This window comes from Falsiroseomonas sp. RANM36 (assembly GCF_056682175.1).
The window spans coordinates 301,339-318,489 of record NZ_JBWXTD010000004.1; the positions used below are offsets into that span (position 1 = coordinate 301,339).

General features: G+C 72.2%; 16 protein-coding genes. 8 read left to right on the forward strand and 8 right to left on the reverse strand.

Going from position 1 to position 17,151, the window contains the following annotated elements:
- Nucleotides 1–568: hydantoinase/oxoprolinase N-terminal domain-containing protein (locus AC1MIR_RS15215; RefSeq protein ID WP_480029036.1), on the reverse strand; the 568-nt coding region annotated here is incomplete at its 3' end.
- 21 nt (nucleotides 569–589) lie between these two features.
- On the opposite strand from AC1MIR_RS15215, the gene AC1MIR_RS15220 reads away from it, so the two are divergent.
- Nucleotides 590–1,387: a hypothetical protein gene (locus tag AC1MIR_RS15220; RefSeq protein WP_480029037.1), complete on the forward strand. Its 798-nt coding sequence runs from the start codon at nucleotides 590–592 to the stop codon at nucleotides 1,385–1,387.
- 130 nt (nucleotides 1,388–1,517) lie between these two features.
- Complete coding sequence (locus AC1MIR_RS15225) at nucleotides 1,518–2,612, forward strand: mandelate racemase/muconate lactonizing enzyme family protein (RefSeq protein WP_480029038.1); 1,095 nt, start codon at nucleotides 1,518–1,520, stop codon at nucleotides 2,610–2,612.
- Nucleotides 2,613–2,622: 10 nt separating this feature from the next.
- Here the strand turns inward: AC1MIR_RS15225 and AC1MIR_RS15230 are convergent, their stop codons facing one another.
- Genes AC1MIR_RS15230 through AC1MIR_RS15240 form a run of 3 tightly spaced genes read right to left on the reverse strand, consistent with a single transcriptional unit; the run spans nucleotide 2,623 to nucleotide 5,429 of the window.
- Nucleotides 2,623–3,687 (reverse strand): FAD-dependent monooxygenase, encoded by a 1,065-nt coding sequence (locus AC1MIR_RS15230; protein ID WP_480029039.1) that lies wholly within the window; start codon nucleotides 3,685–3,687, stop codon nucleotides 2,623–2,625.
- Nucleotides 3,684–4,364: a methyltransferase domain-containing protein gene (locus tag AC1MIR_RS15235; protein WP_480029040.1), complete on the reverse strand. Its 681-nt coding sequence runs from the start codon at nucleotides 4,362–4,364 to the stop codon at nucleotides 3,684–3,686. The genes AC1MIR_RS15230 and AC1MIR_RS15235 overlap by 4 nt, the downstream gene beginning before the upstream one ends.
- 3 nt (nucleotides 4,365–4,367) lie before the next feature.
- Nucleotides 4,368–5,429 carry a type III polyketide synthase gene (locus tag AC1MIR_RS15240; RefSeq protein ID WP_480029041.1) on the reverse strand — a complete coding sequence of 354 codons (1,062 nt, stop codon included), beginning with the start codon at nucleotides 5,427–5,429 and terminating at the stop codon, nucleotides 4,368–4,370.
- 110 nt (nucleotides 5,430–5,539) lie between these two features.
- Here AC1MIR_RS15240 and AC1MIR_RS15245 point away from each other — a divergent pair, with 110 nt between their 5' ends.
- Nucleotides 5,540–6,520: a Bug family tripartite tricarboxylate transporter substrate binding protein gene (locus tag AC1MIR_RS15245; protein ID WP_480029042.1), complete on the forward strand. Its 981-nt coding sequence runs from the start codon at nucleotides 5,540–5,542 to the stop codon at nucleotides 6,518–6,520.
- Nucleotides 6,521–6,582: 62 nt separating this feature from the next.
- Here the strand turns inward: AC1MIR_RS15245 and AC1MIR_RS15250 are convergent, their stop codons facing one another.
- Nucleotides 6,583–7,767, reverse strand: coding sequence for a pyridoxal-phosphate-dependent aminotransferase family protein (locus tag AC1MIR_RS15250; RefSeq protein ID WP_480029043.1), 1,185 nt, complete (start codon nucleotides 7,765–7,767; stop codon nucleotides 6,583–6,585).
- 143 nt (nucleotides 7,768–7,910) lie between these two features.
- Between AC1MIR_RS15250 and AC1MIR_RS15255 the strand changes: the two genes are divergently transcribed.
- The 3 genes from AC1MIR_RS15255 to AC1MIR_RS15265 all read left to right on the forward strand — a co-directional run bounded on the left by AC1MIR_RS15255 (nucleotide 7,911) and on the right by AC1MIR_RS15265 (nucleotide 12,480).
- Entirely contained in the window at nucleotides 7,911–10,817 is a 2,907-nt protein-coding gene (locus tag AC1MIR_RS15255) for an FAD-binding and (Fe-S)-binding domain-containing protein (protein WP_480029044.1), read from the forward strand.
- Nucleotides 10,814–11,389, forward strand: a complete 576-nt coding sequence (locus AC1MIR_RS15260) for a DUF924 family protein (protein WP_480029045.1) — start codon at nucleotides 10,814–10,816, stop codon at nucleotides 11,387–11,389. Before AC1MIR_RS15255 ends, AC1MIR_RS15260 begins: the two co-directional genes overlap by 4 nt.
- A gap of 101 nt (nucleotides 11,390–11,490) precedes the next feature.
- Entirely contained in the window at nucleotides 11,491–12,480 is a 990-nt protein-coding gene (locus tag AC1MIR_RS15265; protein WP_480029046.1) for a Bug family tripartite tricarboxylate transporter substrate binding protein, read from the forward strand.
- Between the two features lie 16 nt (nucleotides 12,481–12,496).
- Here AC1MIR_RS15265 and AC1MIR_RS15270 read toward each other — a convergent pair whose 3' ends face one another.
- From AC1MIR_RS15270 to AC1MIR_RS15280, 3 genes are read right to left on the reverse strand one after another with little or no spacing between them, the layout of a single operon-like run.
- A complete protein-coding gene (locus tag AC1MIR_RS15270; protein WP_480029047.1) occupies nucleotides 12,497–13,351 on the reverse strand; it encodes an ABC transporter permease in 855 nt (284 codons plus the stop codon).
- The gene (locus tag AC1MIR_RS15275; RefSeq protein WP_480029048.1) at nucleotides 13,348–14,160 is read right to left on the reverse strand and encodes an ABC transporter ATP-binding protein; all 813 of its coding nucleotides are present in this window, start codon (nucleotides 14,158–14,160) and stop codon (nucleotides 13,348–13,350) included. The genes AC1MIR_RS15270 and AC1MIR_RS15275 overlap by 4 nt, the downstream gene beginning before the upstream one ends.
- 1 nt (nucleotide 14,161) lies before the next feature.
- Nucleotides 14,162–15,190, reverse strand: a complete 1,029-nt coding sequence (locus AC1MIR_RS15280; RefSeq protein WP_480029049.1) for an ABC transporter substrate-binding protein — start codon at nucleotides 15,188–15,190, stop codon at nucleotides 14,162–14,164.
- A gap of 245 nt (nucleotides 15,191–15,435) precedes the next feature.
- On the opposite strand from AC1MIR_RS15280, the gene AC1MIR_RS15285 reads away from it, so the two are divergent.
- Nucleotides 15,436–16,392: a fumarylacetoacetate hydrolase family protein gene (locus AC1MIR_RS15285; RefSeq protein ID WP_480029050.1), complete on the forward strand. Its 957-nt coding sequence runs from the start codon at nucleotides 15,436–15,438 to the stop codon at nucleotides 16,390–16,392.
- Between the two features lie 145 nt (nucleotides 16,393–16,537).
- A complete protein-coding gene (locus AC1MIR_RS15290) occupies nucleotides 16,538–17,056 on the forward strand; it encodes a M23 family metallopeptidase (RefSeq protein ID WP_480029051.1) in 519 nt (172 codons plus the stop codon).
- Nucleotides 17,057–17,151 lie beyond the last annotated feature (95 nt).

Here is a 17,151-nt window from a genome sequence, read left to right on the forward strand (position 1 = left end):
GGCCCCCCCGGGGCGCGGGCGGCCCCCGGGCCGGGGCGGCGCGGCGCTCGTGGTCGGGATTGGCGTAGCTGTGCAGGAAGCTGATCGCGACCGCCTGCACGCCGTCGGCCGCCAGCCTGCGCGCCGCAGCCTCGACCGCCGCCTCGTCGAGCGGGATGACGACGCGGCCCTCGCGATCCAGCCGCTCCGGCACTTCCAGGCGGTGGCGGCGCGCGACGAGCGGCTCGGGATATTGCAGGAACAGGTCGTAGATGTCGTAGCGCTGCTCGCTGCCCATCTCCAGCAGGTCGCGGAAGCCCTGCGTGGTGATCAGGCCGAGCCTGGCGCCGCGCCGCTCGATGATCGCATTGGTCACCAGCGTGGTGCCGTGCAGGATCTCCGAGACATCGGCCAGCGTGATCCCGGCGGCCGCCGTCACCTCCTCGAGCCCGGCCAGCGCGCCCACCGAGGGGTCGGCCGGCGTGGTGAGGCACTTGTGCAGGCGGATCGAGCCTGCCGCCGCATCCGCCAGGATGAAGTCGGTGAAGGTGCCGCCGATGTCGAAGCCGATCCGCCAGCCTGCGCTCATGCCGATGCGATCCCCAGGGCCATGCCGGCCGCCGCGGGCGGAAGGCTAACGCAGTTTTGCCGAAGTCAGAAAGCCGCGGCCGGGTCGATTGCGATGCCGGGCCGTCTTCCGCATGCTGCAGGAATGGGCAGCGGCACCGCCTTCCTGGGGATCTGGAACGACCTGGCGCATGGGCACGAAGCCGAATACGAGGCCTGGCATACGCGCGAGCATGTGCCGGAACGCGTGGGGGTGCCTGGCTTCCGCAGCGGCCGGCGCTATGTCGCGCCGGACCATCCGACGCACCGGTGGTTCACGCTGTACGAGCTGGCGGGGCTCGATTGCCTCGAGACGCCCGAGTATCGTGACCTCATCGAGAACCCGACCCCGTGGTCGGCAGCCATGCGACAGCATTTTCGCAACTTCCTGCGCGCACCCTGCGCGCCGCTTGGCAGTTGCGGCGAAGGCATCGGCGGCGCCTTGGCCGTGCTCCGCCTGCCCGACGATGGCGCATTGAACGACTTGCCCGCCCTGGCGCGTCAGCCGGGCGTGGTGGCTGCACGTCTCGGCCGCCGCGCCGACGGGCAGGGTGCGATGGCGGCATTTCGCGTGGGCGCGCCGGGCAGCGGCGCACCGGATGACTTCGCCTTCGTCCTGCTGCTGGAAGCGCTGCAGCGCGCCGCGGCGGACCAGGCCTTGGCATGGGCGGCCCGGCGCTTCCTGCGCCAGGACGTCCCGGGGCAGGACGCCGGCGGCGTGTACGAACTCGCCTTCATCTTCCCCGGCAGCGATCCGTCGGAGGCCGTCGCGCATCGGCGCCCGCGCCCCCCGCCGGCCTGACGCCGTCCGTCCGCCGGGAAGGTTCGCGGTGCCGACCGCTTCCAACCCCTTGCGATCCGATCCAGTTGCCGGTTCCGCGCGGCGCAAGCGTGCCAATCCGGCGCGGAGACACCAGGAAGGAGCACGGCTCATGCGCCGAATCACCGCCCTCGAGCCGATCGTCTATCGCCAGGCGGTGCATCACCGCGGTGCCACGCCCACCCTCGCCGGCGTGCCGCGCCGCGCCTTCGACACGCTGCTGGTGCGGGTGGAGGCGGAAGGCGGGCTGGTCGGCTGGGGCGAGTGCTTCGGCCTCTACGACTCCTGGCCGGTGGTGCGCGAGGCGCTGCGGCGCCTGGTCGGGCCCGGTGCGATCGGCCTCGACGCGCTCGATCCCGCCGGCACCGCGGAGGCCATCACCCGCCGCTTCCACGGCCTCGGCGGGTCGGGCCCGTTCCTGCACGCGGTCTCGGGGCTGGAGACGGCGCTGTGGGACATCAAGGGCAAGGCGGCGGGCCTGCCGCTGCATCGCCTGCTGGGCGGCGCGGCCTGCGCGGCGCTGCCCGCCTATGCGAGCCTGCCGCGCTACGGCGCGCCGGACGCCGTGGCGCGCGACACCGAGGAAGCCCTCGCGCGCGGCTTCCGCGCCATCAAGCTGCACGAGATCCGCGTGCCGGAGATCCGCGCCGCCGCCTCCCGCATGGGCGGCGACGGCGCGCTGATGGTGGATGTGAACTGCGCCTGGTCGGCCGAGGGCGCGCGCGCGATCCTGGAGGAGCTGCGCGACATGCCTCTGGCCTGGGTGGAGGAGCCGCTCTTCCCGCCCGACGACTACGCCGCGCTTGCGGCACTGCGCCGGGACAGCGGCCGCGTGATCGCCTGCGGGGAGAACGCGGCGAGCATCCTGGACTTCGACCGCATGGCGCAGGCGGTGGACGTGGTGCAGCCGAGCGTCGCGAAGATCGGCGGCGTCTCGGCGCTGCTGCGCGTGGCGGAGATCGCGCGAGACCACGGCGCGCGCTTCGCGCCGCACTCGCCCTATTTCGGGCCGGCGCTGCTGGCGACGATGCAGGTGCTGGCCGCGCTGTCCCCGACCACGCCGGTCGAGGCCTATTTCTTCGACCTCGATCCCGGCCCGTTCGGGGATGCGGTGGTGCCGCAGGGCGCGGGCTTCGCCCTGCCGCAGGGGCCGGGGCTCGGCTGCGATCCCGATCCGGCCATCCTGGCGCGCTGCGCGGTGGCGTGACGGGGCAGCATCAGCCGAGACGCGTGCGGCGGGCCACGGCGCCCGCCATGCCGGGAAGCCAGCCCACGCCGCGGACCATCAACTGCGGCGCGTGGCGAACCAGGCCCGCCACGACGCCCGCCGCGCGCATCCCGCCGGCGACCGAGGCCGCGAATCCGGCATGGTGGAGCGCCGCGGTCTCGCCACGCCGGCATGCCTCCGCGGCGCGCGCGCCGGAGAGCAGCGCCATCGCGACGCCGTCGCCGCAGAAGGACGGAATGACGGCCGCCTGATCCCCCACGCGGAACGGCCCGGCGCCGCGATGCAGGAAGCCATAGGGCACGCGCGCCACCGCCATCGGCCGCGCCGTCTCGGCCCGCAGGCCGGCCAGCAGCCGCGCCGCCAGCGCCGAGCCGGCGGCGACATGCGCGATCAGCGCCGCGGCCGAGCGCGCAGCCTCCGGCACGCCCGGCGCGCGCGGATCCAGTGCGGCGCAGAGATTGGCGCCGCCGCCAGGGCGCGGCTGCAGCCCGGCATAGCCGCCGGAGCACGCCAGCACCGCCACGGCGTCTGCCGGCACATCGCCCGCCACGATCAGCTTCAGCCCCAGCGCGCCGCCGCTCGCCACGCGCGCCAGTCCGCGCAACTCGTGCTTGCCGGTGGCGAGGATGAGGGTCGGCGCGAAGCGAGTCTCGGAACCCCCGAGACGCAGTTCCCACCCTCCGCCGCAGGGCTGCGCCGCGGTGACGAAGACGCCCCTCTCCACTGTCGCGCCGGCGGCCGCCGCCGCCCGCAGCAGCGCCGCGTCGAGCACCGCGCGCGGCAGGCTCCAGGCGGCGAAGGGCAGGCGCATCTCCGCCTGCGCGCTTCCGGCGCCGAACAGCGCGCGACGCAGCGGCACGGCGCCGAGGCTGGGCAGATCCACGCCCAGGCTGCCCAGCCGGCGCGCCGCATCCTCCGCCAGGAACTCGCCGCAGACCTTCTCGCCGACGACGCCATCACGTTCCAGCAGGCGCGGCCGCAGCCCGGCGCGCGCCAGGCCGATCGCGGCCGCCGCACCCGCCGGGCCGCCGCCGACGATCACCGGCCCGCTCATCCGCCCGGGCCCGAGACGGCCCAGCGGAAGGGCGCGACCCAGCGGAGCTCCGCCGGCACGCCGGCCTCCCCCAGCAGGCGCCGCCAGTCGTCGCGCGTGAAGCCGCGCATCACGGAAACCGGACCGTCATGCGTGACCATCGGATGCATCCGCATCAGCCGCGTGCCGGCCCAGACCGCGGCCCAGGGAATGCGGTGCCGGTGCAGGTCCAGGATCAGCCAGCGCCGCGTCGCATGCGCGGGCAGCCAGCGCAGGAACCGCAGCAGCGTCGCATCGTCCAGGTGATGCGCGAAGAGGCTGCATGTGATCAGGTCGAAGCGGCGCTCATCCGGCAGGTCGAAGAGGTCGCAGGTGAGCCAGCTGGCCGGCGTGCCGCGCTCCGCCGCGTGGCGCTCCGCCCAGGGGCTGCGGTCCAGTCCCCAGAGATCGAGCGCGACGCCGCGCCGCTTCGCCCATGCCGCCGCCGCCCGCAGCGCGTCGCCGCCCCCAGCGCCGACATCGAGCAGCGAGAGCGCGGACGCGCCACTCTCGGAGACCGCTTGGTCCAGAAACCGGCGCAGCGGCGCATGCGCGAAGGTGATGCGGTTCAGCGTCTCCAGACCGTCCAGCGCCGCCCGAAAGTCCGCTTCGGACTGGGCGGGATCGTCCATGATCTCATCGGCCAGGATGCGCGGCATGACTCACATCGCGCGGAAGCGCATGGCCTCGGCCGAGAGGCCCGGCCCGAAGGCGAGCGCGCAGCCGCGCTGCCCGGCCTGCGCGCGGCGCATCATCGCCGCCAGCACGAACATCACGGTGGCGGAGGACATGTTGCCGTGGTCGCGCAGCACCGCCCGGCTTTCCGCCAGCGCGCCCTGATGCAGCGCGAGGCCATGCTCCACCGCATCGAGGATGCTGCGCCCGCCCGGATGCACGGCCCAGAGATCCACCTCCGCCGCGGGAAGCCCGTCCAGCATCGCCTTCTCCCAGTCCGGCAGCGCGTGGGCGAGCGTGATCGGCACGAGGCCCGAGAGCGTCATGTCGAAGCCGTCGTCGCCGATCCGCCAGGTGATCATCTCCGCCGCCTCCGGCAGCACCGCGCTGGAGAAACCGTCCATTTGCAGCCCGGAAGGCTCCGCGCTGACGATCGCCGCGGCGCAGCCATCGGCGAAGAGCAGGAAGCACAGAAGCTGCTCCAGCGCGCTGCTGCCCTGCAGATGCAGCGTGCAGAGTTCCAGGCACATCACCAGCACGCGCGCGCCGGGATCGCTGCGCACGATGTGCCAGGCGGTCTTCAGCGCGTTGATCGCCGCCTGGCAGCCCATGAAGCCGACCAGCGTGCGCTCCACCCCGCGCCGCACGCCGTGGCGCTCGACAAGGTGGCGGTCGAGGAAGGGCGCGACGAAGCCGGTGCAGGTCGCCACCACCAGATGCGTGATGCGCGGCGCCTCGGCGGCGAAGCCGAGCCGGGCGAGCGCCGCATCCGCCAGCCCGGGCGCCTCGGCCTCGTAGCGGGCCATGCGGGCGCGGGTGGTCGGGAAGGCGGCGCCGGCGCGGTAGAAGCCGCAGGCGGTGCCGCTGCCCTCGGGCTCCGAGGGCTCCAGCACGGACCAGCGCCGCGCGATCTCCGCCCGCGCATCCATGCGGGCGAAGAGGGCGCGGTCGCGCGCCTGCACCTGCCCGGCGGCGAAGGCGCGGAAGGCGCCATGCACCTCGTGCCGGGGCACGGCGGTGGCGATGCGGTTGAGGAAGACCTCGGCCATGCCTTCATGGTGGGGCTTCGCCAGCCGAAGGGAAGGCCGGGCCGGCGCGGACGTGAAGGGAGTGTCAACCCGCGCGTTCTGCGCTTTGATGACCGCGGAGGTTCCCCATCATGCCCACCCTGCCCCGCCGCGCAGCGCTCGCCCTGCCGCTTGCCGCCGCGCTGCCCCGCCCGTCCGTGGCCCAGGCCTGGCCGACGCGGCCGATCCGCATCGTCGTCGCCTTCGGCACCGGCGGCGGCACCGACATCACCACCCGCGTCCTGGCGCCGCGCCTGTCCGAGATCCTCGGCCAGCCGGTGGTCGTGGAAAACCGTGTCGGCGCCGGCGGGACGGTCGGCGCGGATTATGTCGCCAAGCAGCCGCCGAACGGCGAGACCTTCCTGCTGGCGACCGTGTCCAACATGGCGCTTGCCATCCCGCTCTACGGCAGCCGCCTGCCCTATGATCCGGTGCGCGACTTCGTGGGCGTCGCGCCCACGGTCTTCATCCCGATCGGCATGGCCGCTTCCGGCCGGCTCGGCGTGAACAGCGCGGCCGAGTTCATCGCCCTGCTGCGCGCCAATCCCGGCCGCTTCAGCTATGGCAGCGCGGGCGCGGGCACCTCGGGGCACATCGCCTCCTCCGCCTTCCTCTCGCGCATCGGCGCGACGGCGGAGCACGTCACCTACCGCAATCCGGGCCAGACCTTCCTGGCGCTGCAGCAGGGCGAGATCGCCTTCACCAGCGACATCCCCTCCCTGCTCGCGCCGTTCCATCGCGCGGGCACGGCGCGGCTGATGTTCGTCGCGACCGACGAGCGCAGCCCGGCCGCGCCGGAGGTGCCGACCGCGCGCGAGGTCGGGCTCGGCGACTACAAGGCCTATTCCTGGTACGGCATCTACGCGCCGACCGGCACGCCCACGCCCATCGTGGAGCGCATGGCGGCGGCGATCGAGCAGGCGCTGTCCACGCCCGCCATCACGGAGCGCTTCGACCAGATGGGCACGCCGGCGATGCGCGGCTGGACGCCGCAGCGCTTCGCCGACTTCCTCAAGAGCGAGATCGCCCTGTGGGTGCCGCTTGTGCAGGCGAGCGGCGCGCGCGCGGATTAGCGCCGCATCGGGCCACGGCGTGGTCCTGTCGGATCACGCCGCGGCGCGGGGCCGCCATCGGCTCACGCGTTGCCGTTGAGGTAGTCCATCGCGGCCAGCACGCCGCCGGCCTTGTGCGGCACGCCGGCGGCCTTCAGACCCATCTCCACGCCGCCCAGCGTGCCGACCAGCTGCAGGTCGCCGAAATCGCCGAGATGGCCGATGCGGAAGACCCGGTCGTTCAGCTGCCCGAGGCCGTTGCCGAGGCTCATGTTGAACTTCTCGAGGATGGTGGCGCGCAGCGCATTGGCGCTGTGGCCCTCGGGCAGGCGCACGGCGGTGAGGGCGGAGGAATAGTGCCGCGGCTCGGCGCACTGGATCTCGAAGCCCCAATGGCGCACGGCGCGGCGCGTCGCCTCGGCATGGCGGTCATGGCGGGCGAAGACGTTGTCGAGCCCTTCCTCCAGCAGCATGTCCAGCGCCGTGTCCAGCGCATAGAGCATGTTGGTCGCCGGGGTGTAGGGGAAGTAGCCGGTCGCATTGGCCGCGATCATCGGCTTCCAGTCCCAGAAGGCGCGCGGCAGCCTGGCCGTCTCGCTGGCCTTCAGCGCCTTCTCCGACACCGCGTTGAAGCTGAGGCCCGGCGGCAGCATCAGCCCCTTCTGGCTGCCGGAGACGGTGACATCCACGCCCCATTCGTCGTGCCGGTAATCGATCGAGGCGAGCGAGGAGATGGTGTCCACCAGCAGCAGCGCCGGATGGCCCGCGGCGTCCATCGCCTTTCGAACCTCATCGATGCGGGAAGTCGCACCCGTGCTGGTCTCGTTGTGGACGACGCAGACGGCCTTGATGCTGTGGGTCTTGTCCTCGCGCAGCTTCGCCTCGATCGCCGCCACATCGGCGCCGCGGCGCCAGTCGGTGCGGATGTAGTCGGGAACCAGCTGCAGGCGCGTCGCCATCTCGTGCCAGAGATGCGCGAACCAGCCGGTCTCGCACATCAGCACCCGGTCGCCGGGCGAGAGGGTGTTGACCAGCGCCGCTTCCCACGCCCCGGTGCCGGAGGCCGGATAGATCACCACATGGCCCTGCGTCTTGAAGACCGCCTTGACCTTCTCCAGCACCGCCTTGCCGAGCTTGCCGAAATCGGGGCCGCGATGGTCCATGGTAGGGTTGTCCATCGCCCGCAGCACGCGGTCCGGCACGTTGGTGGGGCCGGGGATCTGCAGGAAGTGGCGGCCGGCGGTGGGCTTGGACTGGAAATAGGCCATGGAACGATCCTCTTGCTGGCGGGTGTCTAGCCTCCGGCAATGCGGTCTGCCAATGAGTAACCCCCGTTGGATTGATGAGCATTATAGATGCGACCTGCGGCCAACCCTTCGCTAATCCGCGGCCCGAAGCGGGGAGAACGGGCATGAACGCCATCGCCGGGCGCGCCAGGATCGGGGACAGCAGGCTGGCCGAACGGCTGCGCCGGGAGACGCAGGGCGAGGTGCTGTTCTCCCCCGGCGATCGCGGCCGCTACGCCACCGACGCCTCGATCTACCAGATGGAGCCGGTCGGCGTGCTGGTGCCGCGCAACGCCGAGGACGTCGTCGCCGCGATGGCGATCTGCCGCGAGGAAGGCATCCCAGTCCTGCCGCGCGGCGGCGGCACCAGCCAATGCGGCCAGACCGTCAATCGCGCGCTGGTGCTGGACTGCACGAAATACCTGCGGAACGTGATCGCCGTGGAGGGCGACACCGCGATCGTGCAGCCCGGCATCACGCTCGGCGCGCTGAACGAGGCGCTGAAGCCGCGCGGCATGTTCTATCCCGTGGATCCCTCCACCTGGATGCGCTGCACCATCGGGGGCATGGCCGCCAACAATTCCTGCGGCTCGAAATCCATCCGCTACGGGTTGATGGCCGACAATGTCCGCGCCATCGACGCCATCCTGGCCGACGGCACGCGGTTCCGCTTCGGCGAACTGCCCGACAATCTCGGCCCCGACGTGCCGCCTTCCGTCGCGGACCTCGTCGCGAAGCTGCGCGCGATCGGCGTGCGGGAGGCGGAGGAGATCGCGGCGAAGTTCCCCGCGCAACTCCGACGCGTCGGCGGCTACAACCTGGATGCGCTGACGCCGGATGCGCGCGCGCACGGGCGCGCCTCGCTGGCACGCCTGCTGGTCGGCAGCGAGGGCACGCTCGCCTTCTCCGCCGCGCTGGATCTCAGGCTGTGGCCGATCAAGCCGCGCAAGGTGCTGGGCATCTGCCAGTTCCCGAGCTTCCGGCGCGCGATGGAGGCGTCGCGGCACCTGGTCACGCTCGACCCGGAAGCGGTCGAGCTGGTGGACCGGACGATGATCGACCTCGGCCGCTCCATCCCGATCTACCGCAGCACCATCGACAGGATCGTGATCGGCGAGCCCGACAGCCTGCTGATCGTGGAATTCCACGGCCACGACGACGCGCCGCTGCTCGCCGCGCTGGACCGGCTGGAGGAGATGATGGGCGACCTCGGCCTGCCCGGCCAGGTCGTGCGCGTGACGGACGCCGGCTTCCAGGCCCAGGTCGCGGAGGTGCGGGAGGCCGGGCTCAACATCATGATGTCCATGAAGGGCGACGGGAAGCCGGTCTCCTTCATCGAGGATTGCGCCGTCGCGCTCGACGACCTGGCCGACTACACGGAACGTCTGAACGAGGTCTTTGCCCGGCACGGCACCGTGGGCACATGGTATGCGCATGCTTCCGTCGGCTGCCTGCACGTTCGTCCTGTCCTGAACATGAAGGATGGGGAAGACGTGACGAAGATGCGCGCGATTGCGGAAGAATGCTTCGCGCTGGTGCGCGAGTACAAGGGCAGCCATTCCGGCGAGCATGGCGACGGCATCGTGCGGTCCGAGTTCCACGAGCCGATGTTCGGCGCCCGCATCGTGCGCGCCTTCGAGGCGGTGAAGGAAAGCTTCGATCCGGCGACGGAGGCGCTGCCGCACGGCCTGCTCAACCCCAACCGCATCGTCCATCCGCCGCGCATGGATGACCGCAGCCTGCTTCGGTACCACGAAGGCTACGCGGCCGATCCCGCGATCACGCCCGCGCTCGACTGGAGCGCGTGGCCCGGTCCGCAGGGCGGCCTGCTCGGCGCGGTCGAGATGTGCAACAACAACGGCACCTGCCGGAAGTTCGATGCCGGCACCATGTGCCCGTCCTACCGCGCGACGCGCGACGAGCAGCATGTCACGCGCGGGCGCGCCAACACGCTGCGCCTTGCGCTGACCGGCCAGATCCCCGGCGGGCTCGCTTCCGACGAGGTGGCGGATGCCCTCTCGCTCTGCGTCGGCTGCAAGGGCTGCAAGCGCGAATGCCCGACCGGCGTGGACATGGCGAAGATGAAGGTGGAGGCGGCGAACGCCCGCAACGCGCTGCGCGGCGTCGCGCTGAAGGACCGCCTGATCGCCTCCATGCCGCGCTGGGCGCCCTTCGCGGCGATGCTGGCGCCCGTCGTCAACTGGCCGGCCATGATCCCCGGCGCGCCACGCCTGCTCGGCTTCGCCGACCGCCCCCTGCCCCGCTTCCGGCACAACCCCTTGCACGACTGGGAATGCCGCGAACCCGATGGCCGCGCGGGCGAGGTCATCCTGCTGCCCGACCTCTTCAACCGCTACTTCGAGCCCGAGAACCTGCGCGCCGCGTTGCGCGTGCTGCGCGCCGCCGGCGCCGATCCCGCCGTGGCGCGCCCGCCGCGCGGCCCGCGGCCGCTCGACGATGGCAGGACCTGGCTGGCCGCCGGCATGGTGGCGGAGGCGCGCGCGGAAGCGCGGCGCACGATCGAGGCGCTGTCGCCCTGGTCGAGCCCCGTTCTCGGCCTCGAACCCTCCTGCCTGATGACGCTGCGCGACGAGTTTCTCGTGCTCGTCCCGGGCGAAGCGGCAGACAGGCTGGCGGCGCGGGCGATGCTGGTCTCCGAGTGGCTGGCAGAAACGAAGGCGCCGCTCCGCCTGAAGCCGATCGCCGGCGAGGCGCATATCCACGGCCATTGCCACCAGAAGGCCTTCGGCGCCTTTCCCGCCGCGGTCGCCACGCTGACGCGCATCCCCGGGCTGAAGGTGACGCCGATCACCTCCTCCTGCTGCGGCATGGCGGGCGCCTTCGGCTATGACGCGAAGAACCTGCCGGTCAGCCGGGCCATGGCCGAGCTCTCGCTGCTGCCGCATCTCCGCAAGGCGGGCGCGGCGGCATTCGTCGTCGCCGACGGCACATCCTGCCGCCACCAGATCGCCGACCTCGCGGGACGCGAGGCGATCCATTCCATCCGCCTGCTGGAGCGCGCCCTGGCATGACCGACGACACCGGACGCCTTCTCGCCTTCTGGTTCGCCGAGGGCCCCGACACCTTCCGCCAGGCATGGTTCGTGAAGGACGACGCCTTCGACGCGAGCATCCGCGACGGCTTCGGGGCGCTGGTCGTGCCGGCGCGCGAGGGCGCCTTCGACGCCTGGAGCGCCACGCCGAGGGGCGCGCTGGCGCTGATGCTGCTGCTCGACCAGTTCCCGCGCAACCTGTTCCGCGGCAGCGCGGAGGCCTTCGCGTCGGACGAGCACGCCCGCGCGGTCGCGCGCCGGGCCGTGCTGCGCGACCGCCTGGACCTGCAACTGACGCCCACCGAGCGGATGTTCCTCTACCTGCCTTTCGAGCATGGCGAGGCGCTGGCGGACCAGGACCTCTCCGTCGCGCTGTTCGAGGGGATGCGCGACGTCGCGGCCATGCGCGCGCCGGGCGGGACGATCGACTATGCCTGGCGGCACCGGGCGGTGATCCGCCGCTTCGGCCGCTTCCCGCACCGCAACGCCGCGCTCGGCCGCGCGAGCACGCCGGCGGAGCAGGCCTGGCTGGATGCAGGCGGCGGCTTCTGAGCCCGCCCGGCCCGGCCGCGGCACCATCCGGTTGACGGCAGCGACGCCGCGCTGCCAGCGTGCGGTGAACGCGCCGAAGCCGCGCGATCGGGAGGAAACGGATGGGCCGCACCGGAATGGGATTCACGCGCCGCGTCGCGCTTCAGGCCGGGGCCGCGCTGGCTGCCGGGGCTGCGCAGGCGCAGGAGTCGTGGCCGACGCGCCCGGTGCGGATCATCGCCCCCTTCGCCCCCGGCGGCGCGCCCGATGTCGCCATCCGCCTGGCCCTGCCGAGGCTGGGCCAGGCCTTCGGCCAGCCCTTCGTGGTGGAGAACCGGCCTGGCGCGAGCGGCGCCGTGGCGGCGGAGGCGGTGGCCCGGGCAGCGCCCGACGGATACACGCTGCTGCTTGCCTCGAACTCCGTGATGGCGATCAACCCCACGCTGTTCGCCGGGCGGCTGCCCTATGATCCGCTGCGCGACTTCCGGGCCGTGGTCCGCGTCGCCCGGCTGCCCTTCTTCCTGTTCGTCCCCGCGGGCAACCCGGCGCTGACCGTCCAGGAGTTCATCGCCGCGGCGCGCGCCGCGCTCGAGCCGCTGACCTATGCGACGAACGGCAACGGCACGGTCGGCCATATCGCCACCGAGCAGTTCCGGCGCGCGGCCGGCCTCGACCTGGTGCATGTGCCCTACCGCGCCTATCCGGCAGCGGTGGGCGACCTGGTCTCGGGCCGCGTGGCGATGACGCTGGCAGATCTGACGGTCTTCGGCGGTCCGCTGCGCGGCGGCCAGTTGCGCGCGCTGGCAGCGATCTCGGCGGAGCGGTCGCGCTTCCTGCCGGATGTGCCCGCGCTGCCCGAGGCCGGGCTGCCGCCGCTGGACGGCAGCGTGTGGTTCGGGCTCTTCGCCCCGGCCGCGGCGCCCGACGCGCCGCTGCGCCGACTCGATGCCGAGATGCGCGCCTGGCTCTCCACGCCCGAGGCGGCCGAGGGTCTCGGCCGGATCAGCCAGGAGCCGGCGCCGCTCGACGCCGCCGCCTTCGCCGACCTGCTCCGCGCGGACACCGCGCGCTATGCCGCGATCATCGCGGAAGCAGGCATCCGTCCCGATTGATGCGGCGGCGGCGCCGCTACCCGGCGGCGCGCACGCTCGATCGGTGCCAGAACACCAGCTTGCGCTCCAGCCACACCACCAGTCCGAAGGTGGCGAGGCCGAGCAGGCTGAGATAGAGGATCAGTGCGAAGACGCGCGCGGTGTCCAGGTTGGTGGATGCCACGCGGATCAGCTCGCCGAAGCCCTTGCCGCCGCCCAGGAACTCGCCGGTGATGACGCCCGCCATCACGCCGACCGAGGCGATCTTCAGGCCGGTGAAGAACTGCGGCAGGCCCATCGGCAGCTTCATCTTCACCAGCGTCTGCCAGCGCGTCGCCCCCATGGTCTTGAAGGCCATGCGCGCATTCTCGTCCGCCGCGTGCAGCCCGGCGGCGGTGCCGACCACGATCGGGAAGGTGGCGATGAAGGTGGCCAGCGCGACCTTGCTCTCGATGCCGAAGCCGAGCCAGGCGATGAAGATCGGCGCGAAGGCGACCTTCGGCATGGTGTCGAGCGCCACGAGATAGGGCATCACCGCGCGCTCGCCGAAGGCCGTCTCGCCCACCAGCACGCCGAGCGTGAAGCCGATCGCGATCGCCAGCGCGAAGGAGATGACCAGCTCCTGCAGCGTGATCACGAGCGAGCCCAGCATGTAGCCCCCGGTGACCAGGTTCTCGCCGACGAAGAGCAGGTGCCGCAGCGTCTCCGCCGGCGTCGGCAGGATGATGGGGGAGACGATGCCGACGGTGGAGACGATGTGCCAGATCGCGATGAAGGCCACCGCCAGCAGCGCCATCGCGACCGAACGCGGGATGCGGTCGAACCAGGAGACCTGCTCGACCCAGACGGTGTCGCCGGGCGCAGGCCCGGCGCGCAGGCTTGCCTCGCTCACAGGAAGGACCCCTTGTCGAGATGGCTGCGGATGCGGTCCACCAGCGCGCCGAAGCGTGGGGTGGTTATCATCTCCAGCGTGCGCGGCCGCGGCAGGTCCACCTCCACCGCCTCCACGAAGCGGCCGGGCCGCGGCGACATCACGTAGACGGTGTCGGAGAGGATCACCGCCTCCGATATGGAGTGGGTCACCAGGAAGGCGGTGGCGTTGCGCGCCATGCAGATGCGCTGCAGCTCCATGTTCATGTAGTCGCGCGTGAGCTCGTCCAGCGCGCTGAAGGGCTCGTCCAGCAGCAGCACCGCCGGCTCGGTGATCAGCATGCGGCAGATCGCCGCGCGCTGGGCCATCCCGCCGGAGAGCTCGCTCGGATAGACGTTCTCGAAGCCCTTGAGGCCGACGAGTTCCAGCAGCGCCCGCGCCTCGCCCTGCTTGGCGCGCGCCGCGGCCTTGCCGTCGCGGATCTCGATGGGCAGCACGACGTTCTCGAGCGCGGTCTTCCACGGGAACAGGGTGGCCTGCTGGAACATCATGCCGATGTCGCGGCGGGGGCCGGTGACCGGGCTGCCCGCCAGCGTCACCCGGCCGGCGGAGGGCGGGACCAGCCCCGCCATGATCTTCAGCAGCGTGGACTTGCCGCAGCCCGACGCGCCGATCACCGAGGAGAAGCTGCCCTCGGTCAGCGTCAGGTCCACGCTGCCGAGCGCCTGGATGTTGCGCCGCGCATAGGTCTTGCTGACCCCGCGCAGCTCATAGACCGGTCGGCCGCGCAGCCCGGACGGGGCGAGGGCCTCTAGGCGTGCGGCCGACATGTCAGGTCCGGTTCCAGGCCTCGACGAAGCGGTTCGTATAGGCCGCCTCCAGGTTCGGCAGCGGCGCCTCCAGCTCCTTGCTGGCCACCAGGCTCTGGTGCCACGCCGCCCAATGCGCCGGGTCCTGCCAGCCCCATCCCTTCGAAGGATCGTGCGGCTTGCCCTTCTCCAGCACCTGGTCGAGCAGCGCATTGGCGAAGTTCCGGTTCTCGATCTCCTGCGGGTTCCCGGCCGCGAGGTGGCGCAGCACCTTGTCCCGGTTGGCCGGGTCGTTGGTGAAGCGCGTGGCGCGCACCAGGGCGCGGCCGAAGCCCTCCACCACCTGCGGGTTCTCGTTGATGAACGGCCCCATCGCAGCGTAGCCGTTGCCGAAGAAGGTCTGGTAGCGCTCCGGCGTGATGTCGCGCACCGGCATGCCGCGGAAGGTGAGGATCGCCGCATCGGCGGTGGAGCCGACATAGGCCTCGATGTCGCCGCGCATGAAGCCGGCCACCGCCGGGCCGCCGTCGCCCACCGGAATGAAACGGTAGTCGCGCGGCTCCTGCATGCCGAGGTCGTTCAGGATGCCGCGCGCGAAGCCGACCTCGGCGCCGTCCGCGGTGCCGACGCCGATCACCTTGCCGCGCAGCTGGTCCGGGCTCTGGTAGCTGGCATTGCGCCGGACCAGGATGCCGAAGGAGCTGCGCGGCAGCGAGTTGTAGAGGAAGACCACGTCCACCCCGCGCGCCCGCGCGCGCAACAGCGGCGCCGGCCCCGGACGGCCGAACTGCGCCTGGCCGGAGGCCAGGGCCTGCAGCACCGGTCCGGAGCCGTTCACCGCCTCCGAGCGCACGGTCAGGCCCTCGGCCTGGAAGTAGCCTTCGCCCATCCCGACGAAGACCGGGTAGGAGTTGATGGCCGAGGGGCTCGGCTGCACGAAGACCACCTGGCGCAGGGCGCGGCCCTGCGCGGCGGCGCCGCGTGCGACAAGCGGCATGGCGAGCAGCCCGAGGGCGCCGCGCCGGGACAGAGTCGTGGCGTTGATGCTCATGGACGACGTTCCTCCACTCTTGGCTTGTTGGGGTTGAGCATAGCGGAGCCGCGAAAGTGGACAACTGGCCATTTTCAGGCGCCGCTTCCCGCCCGCGGCAGCCCGCCAGGCGCCGCTTGACGGCCCGCGGAGGCGGCTCCTAGCCTCGGGCCGCATCGGCGGTGACCGGATGTCGCGGCGGTCATCTTCGGCTGGCCGGGCGGACCGGCAGGCATCACCGCTCAGGCCGATTCCGGGGGAAACGCATGCGCCTCACCTATTTCGATGACTACCGGCTCGGCGTGCTGAAGGGCGACGGCATCGTGGACGTCACGCCGCTGCTGACCGGCCTGCCGCATCGCGACACGCAGGACCTGATGCCGGCGCTGATCGCCGACTTCGCGGCGCATCGCGCCAGGCTCGAGGCGCATGTCGCCGGCGCCGCCGCCAAGCCGCTCGCTTCGGTGCGCCTGCGCGCGCCGCTGCCGCGCGCCCGGCAGATCGACTGCATGGCGGTGAACTACATGGAGGACGGCACGCTGCCCGCGCCGCCGCCGATCAACGCATTCCACAAGTCGCCGAGCGCGGTGATCGGCCAGGGCGACACCATGGTGCTGCCCGACATCCCCGCCCTGGTGTTCGAGGCGGAGGCGGAACTCGCCCTCGTCATCGGCAAGCGCGCCGCGAACGTCAGCGAGGCCGAGGCGATGAGCCACGTCTTCGGCTACATGAACTTCATCGACGGCTCGGCGCGCGGCATGCCGCCGGCCAACAACGTCTTCTTCCAGGCCAAGTCGCGCGACAGCTTCGCGCCGATGGGTCCCTGGATCGTCACGGCCGACGAGGTCGCCGACCCGCAGAACCTCGATGTCCGGCTCACCATCAACGGCGATGTGCGCCAGGCCTTCAACACCAGCGACATGGCGCACAAGATCCCGAAATGCATCGCCTGGCTCAGCAGCATCCACACGCTGGAGCCCGGCGACGTGGTGGCGACCGGCACCAACCATCGCGGCCTCTCCGCGCTGCATGACGGCGACGTGATCGAACTCGCGGTCGGCAACCTCGGCACGCTGCGCGTGCATGTGCGCGACGAGCTGAAGCGCAGCTGGACCCGCGCGACGCGGCACCAGGAAGCCGAGAAGCTGCGCGAGCGCGGCGAGACGCCGCCGCCGACCGGCGTCCTGGCGAAGCAGACGGGCGGGAAATACGCGCCGGCGTAGCGCGCACCCTCACCCGCGGGATTGGCGGGCGGGCCGCGCGCCGGCTCCAGGAGACGTCGGAGGGCGGAACGGGCCGGCCACGGCGACGCAGCGGAGCGTCGCCGCGCTGTTGTGCATCGCGGCGCCGTCATGCTGGATGCGCGGCATGTCCCTGACGCGCCCGGCCGCGCCCCTGCCGTCGCTGCTGCGCGCGATCGGCGCGTTGTCCTGCCTCGGCGCGGCCGCCGCGGCAGCGGAGCCGGTGAGCTTCCAGCCACCGCTCTCGCCGGCCTGCATCTCCTCGCGCTTCGGCGCGCGCACGGACGCCGGGCCGCGCGCCAGCCGCTTCCACCAGGGCATCGACATACCCGCCCCCGCCGGCGCCTGGGTGAGCGCCGCGGCGGCCGGCGAGGTGATCGCCATCCGACGCACCACGCGCGCCGGCGTGGGGCTGGAGGTCGAGTTGCGCCACGCCGACGGGCGCATCACGCGATACGCCCATCTCGGCACGGTGGCGCCGCGGCTGGCCGGCGGCCACCGCCGCGTCGCCGCCGGCGAGCGGATCGGGCGCATCGGCCGCACCGGCATCACCTACGGCACGCATCTTCACCTGGAGTTGCTGGAGAACGGCCAGCATATGGACCCCGCGCCCGCCTTCGGCCTGCTTCCCTGCCCACCGCGATAGAGCAGGTTCCGATCGACCGGGGTCGATATGCTGGCCGTTCTCCAGCAACTCCAGGTGAAGATGCGTGCCGTAGGTGATGCCGGTGCGGCCGATGC

What these genes read in the sequence shown, in the direction of transcription:
- AC1MIR_RS15220 (WP_480029037.1), top strand. Translation starts at nt 590, where the DNA reads ATGCCGGCCGCCGCGGGCGGAAGGCTAACGCAGTTTTGCCGAAGTCAG.
- AC1MIR_RS15225 (WP_480029038.1), top strand. Translation starts at nt 1,518, where the DNA reads ATGCGCCGAATCACCGCCCTCGAGCCGATCGTCTATCGCCAGGCGGTG.
- AC1MIR_RS15230 (WP_480029039.1), bottom strand. Translation starts at nt 3,687, where the DNA reads ATGAGCGGGCCGGTGATCGTCGGCGGCGGCCCGGCGGGTGCGGCGGCC.
- AC1MIR_RS15235 (WP_480029040.1), bottom strand. Translation starts at nt 4,364, where the DNA reads ATGCCGCGCATCCTGGCCGATGAGATCATGGACGATCCCGCCCAGTCC.
- AC1MIR_RS15240 (WP_480029041.1), bottom strand. Translation starts at nt 5,429, where the DNA reads ATGGCCGAGGTCTTCCTCAACCGCATCGCCACCGCCGTGCCCCGGCAC.
- AC1MIR_RS15245 (WP_480029042.1), top strand. Translation starts at nt 5,540, where the DNA reads ATGCCCACCCTGCCCCGCCGCGCAGCGCTCGCCCTGCCGCTTGCCGCC.
- AC1MIR_RS15250 (WP_480029043.1), bottom strand. Translation starts at nt 7,767, where the DNA reads ATGGCCTATTTCCAGTCCAAGCCCACCGCCGGCCGCCACTTCCTGCAG.
- AC1MIR_RS15255 (WP_480029044.1), top strand. Translation starts at nt 7,911, where the DNA reads ATGAACGCCATCGCCGGGCGCGCCAGGATCGGGGACAGCAGGCTGGCC.
- AC1MIR_RS15260 (WP_480029045.1), top strand. Translation starts at nt 10,814, where the DNA reads ATGACCGACGACACCGGACGCCTTCTCGCCTTCTGGTTCGCCGAGGGC.
- AC1MIR_RS15265 (WP_480029046.1), top strand. Translation starts at nt 11,491, where the DNA reads ATGGGCCGCACCGGAATGGGATTCACGCGCCGCGTCGCGCTTCAGGCC.
- AC1MIR_RS15275 (WP_480029048.1), bottom strand. Translation starts at nt 14,160, where the DNA reads ATGTCGGCCGCACGCCTAGAGGCCCTCGCCCCGTCCGGGCTGCGCGGC.
- AC1MIR_RS15280 (WP_480029049.1), bottom strand. Translation starts at nt 15,190, where the DNA reads ATGAGCATCAACGCCACGACTCTGTCCCGGCGCGGCGCCCTCGGGCTG.
- AC1MIR_RS15285 (WP_480029050.1), top strand. Translation starts at nt 15,436, where the DNA reads ATGCGCCTCACCTATTTCGATGACTACCGGCTCGGCGTGCTGAAGGGC.
- AC1MIR_RS15290 (WP_480029051.1), top strand. Translation starts at nt 16,538, where the DNA reads ATGTCCCTGACGCGCCCGGCCGCGCCCCTGCCGTCGCTGCTGCGCGCG.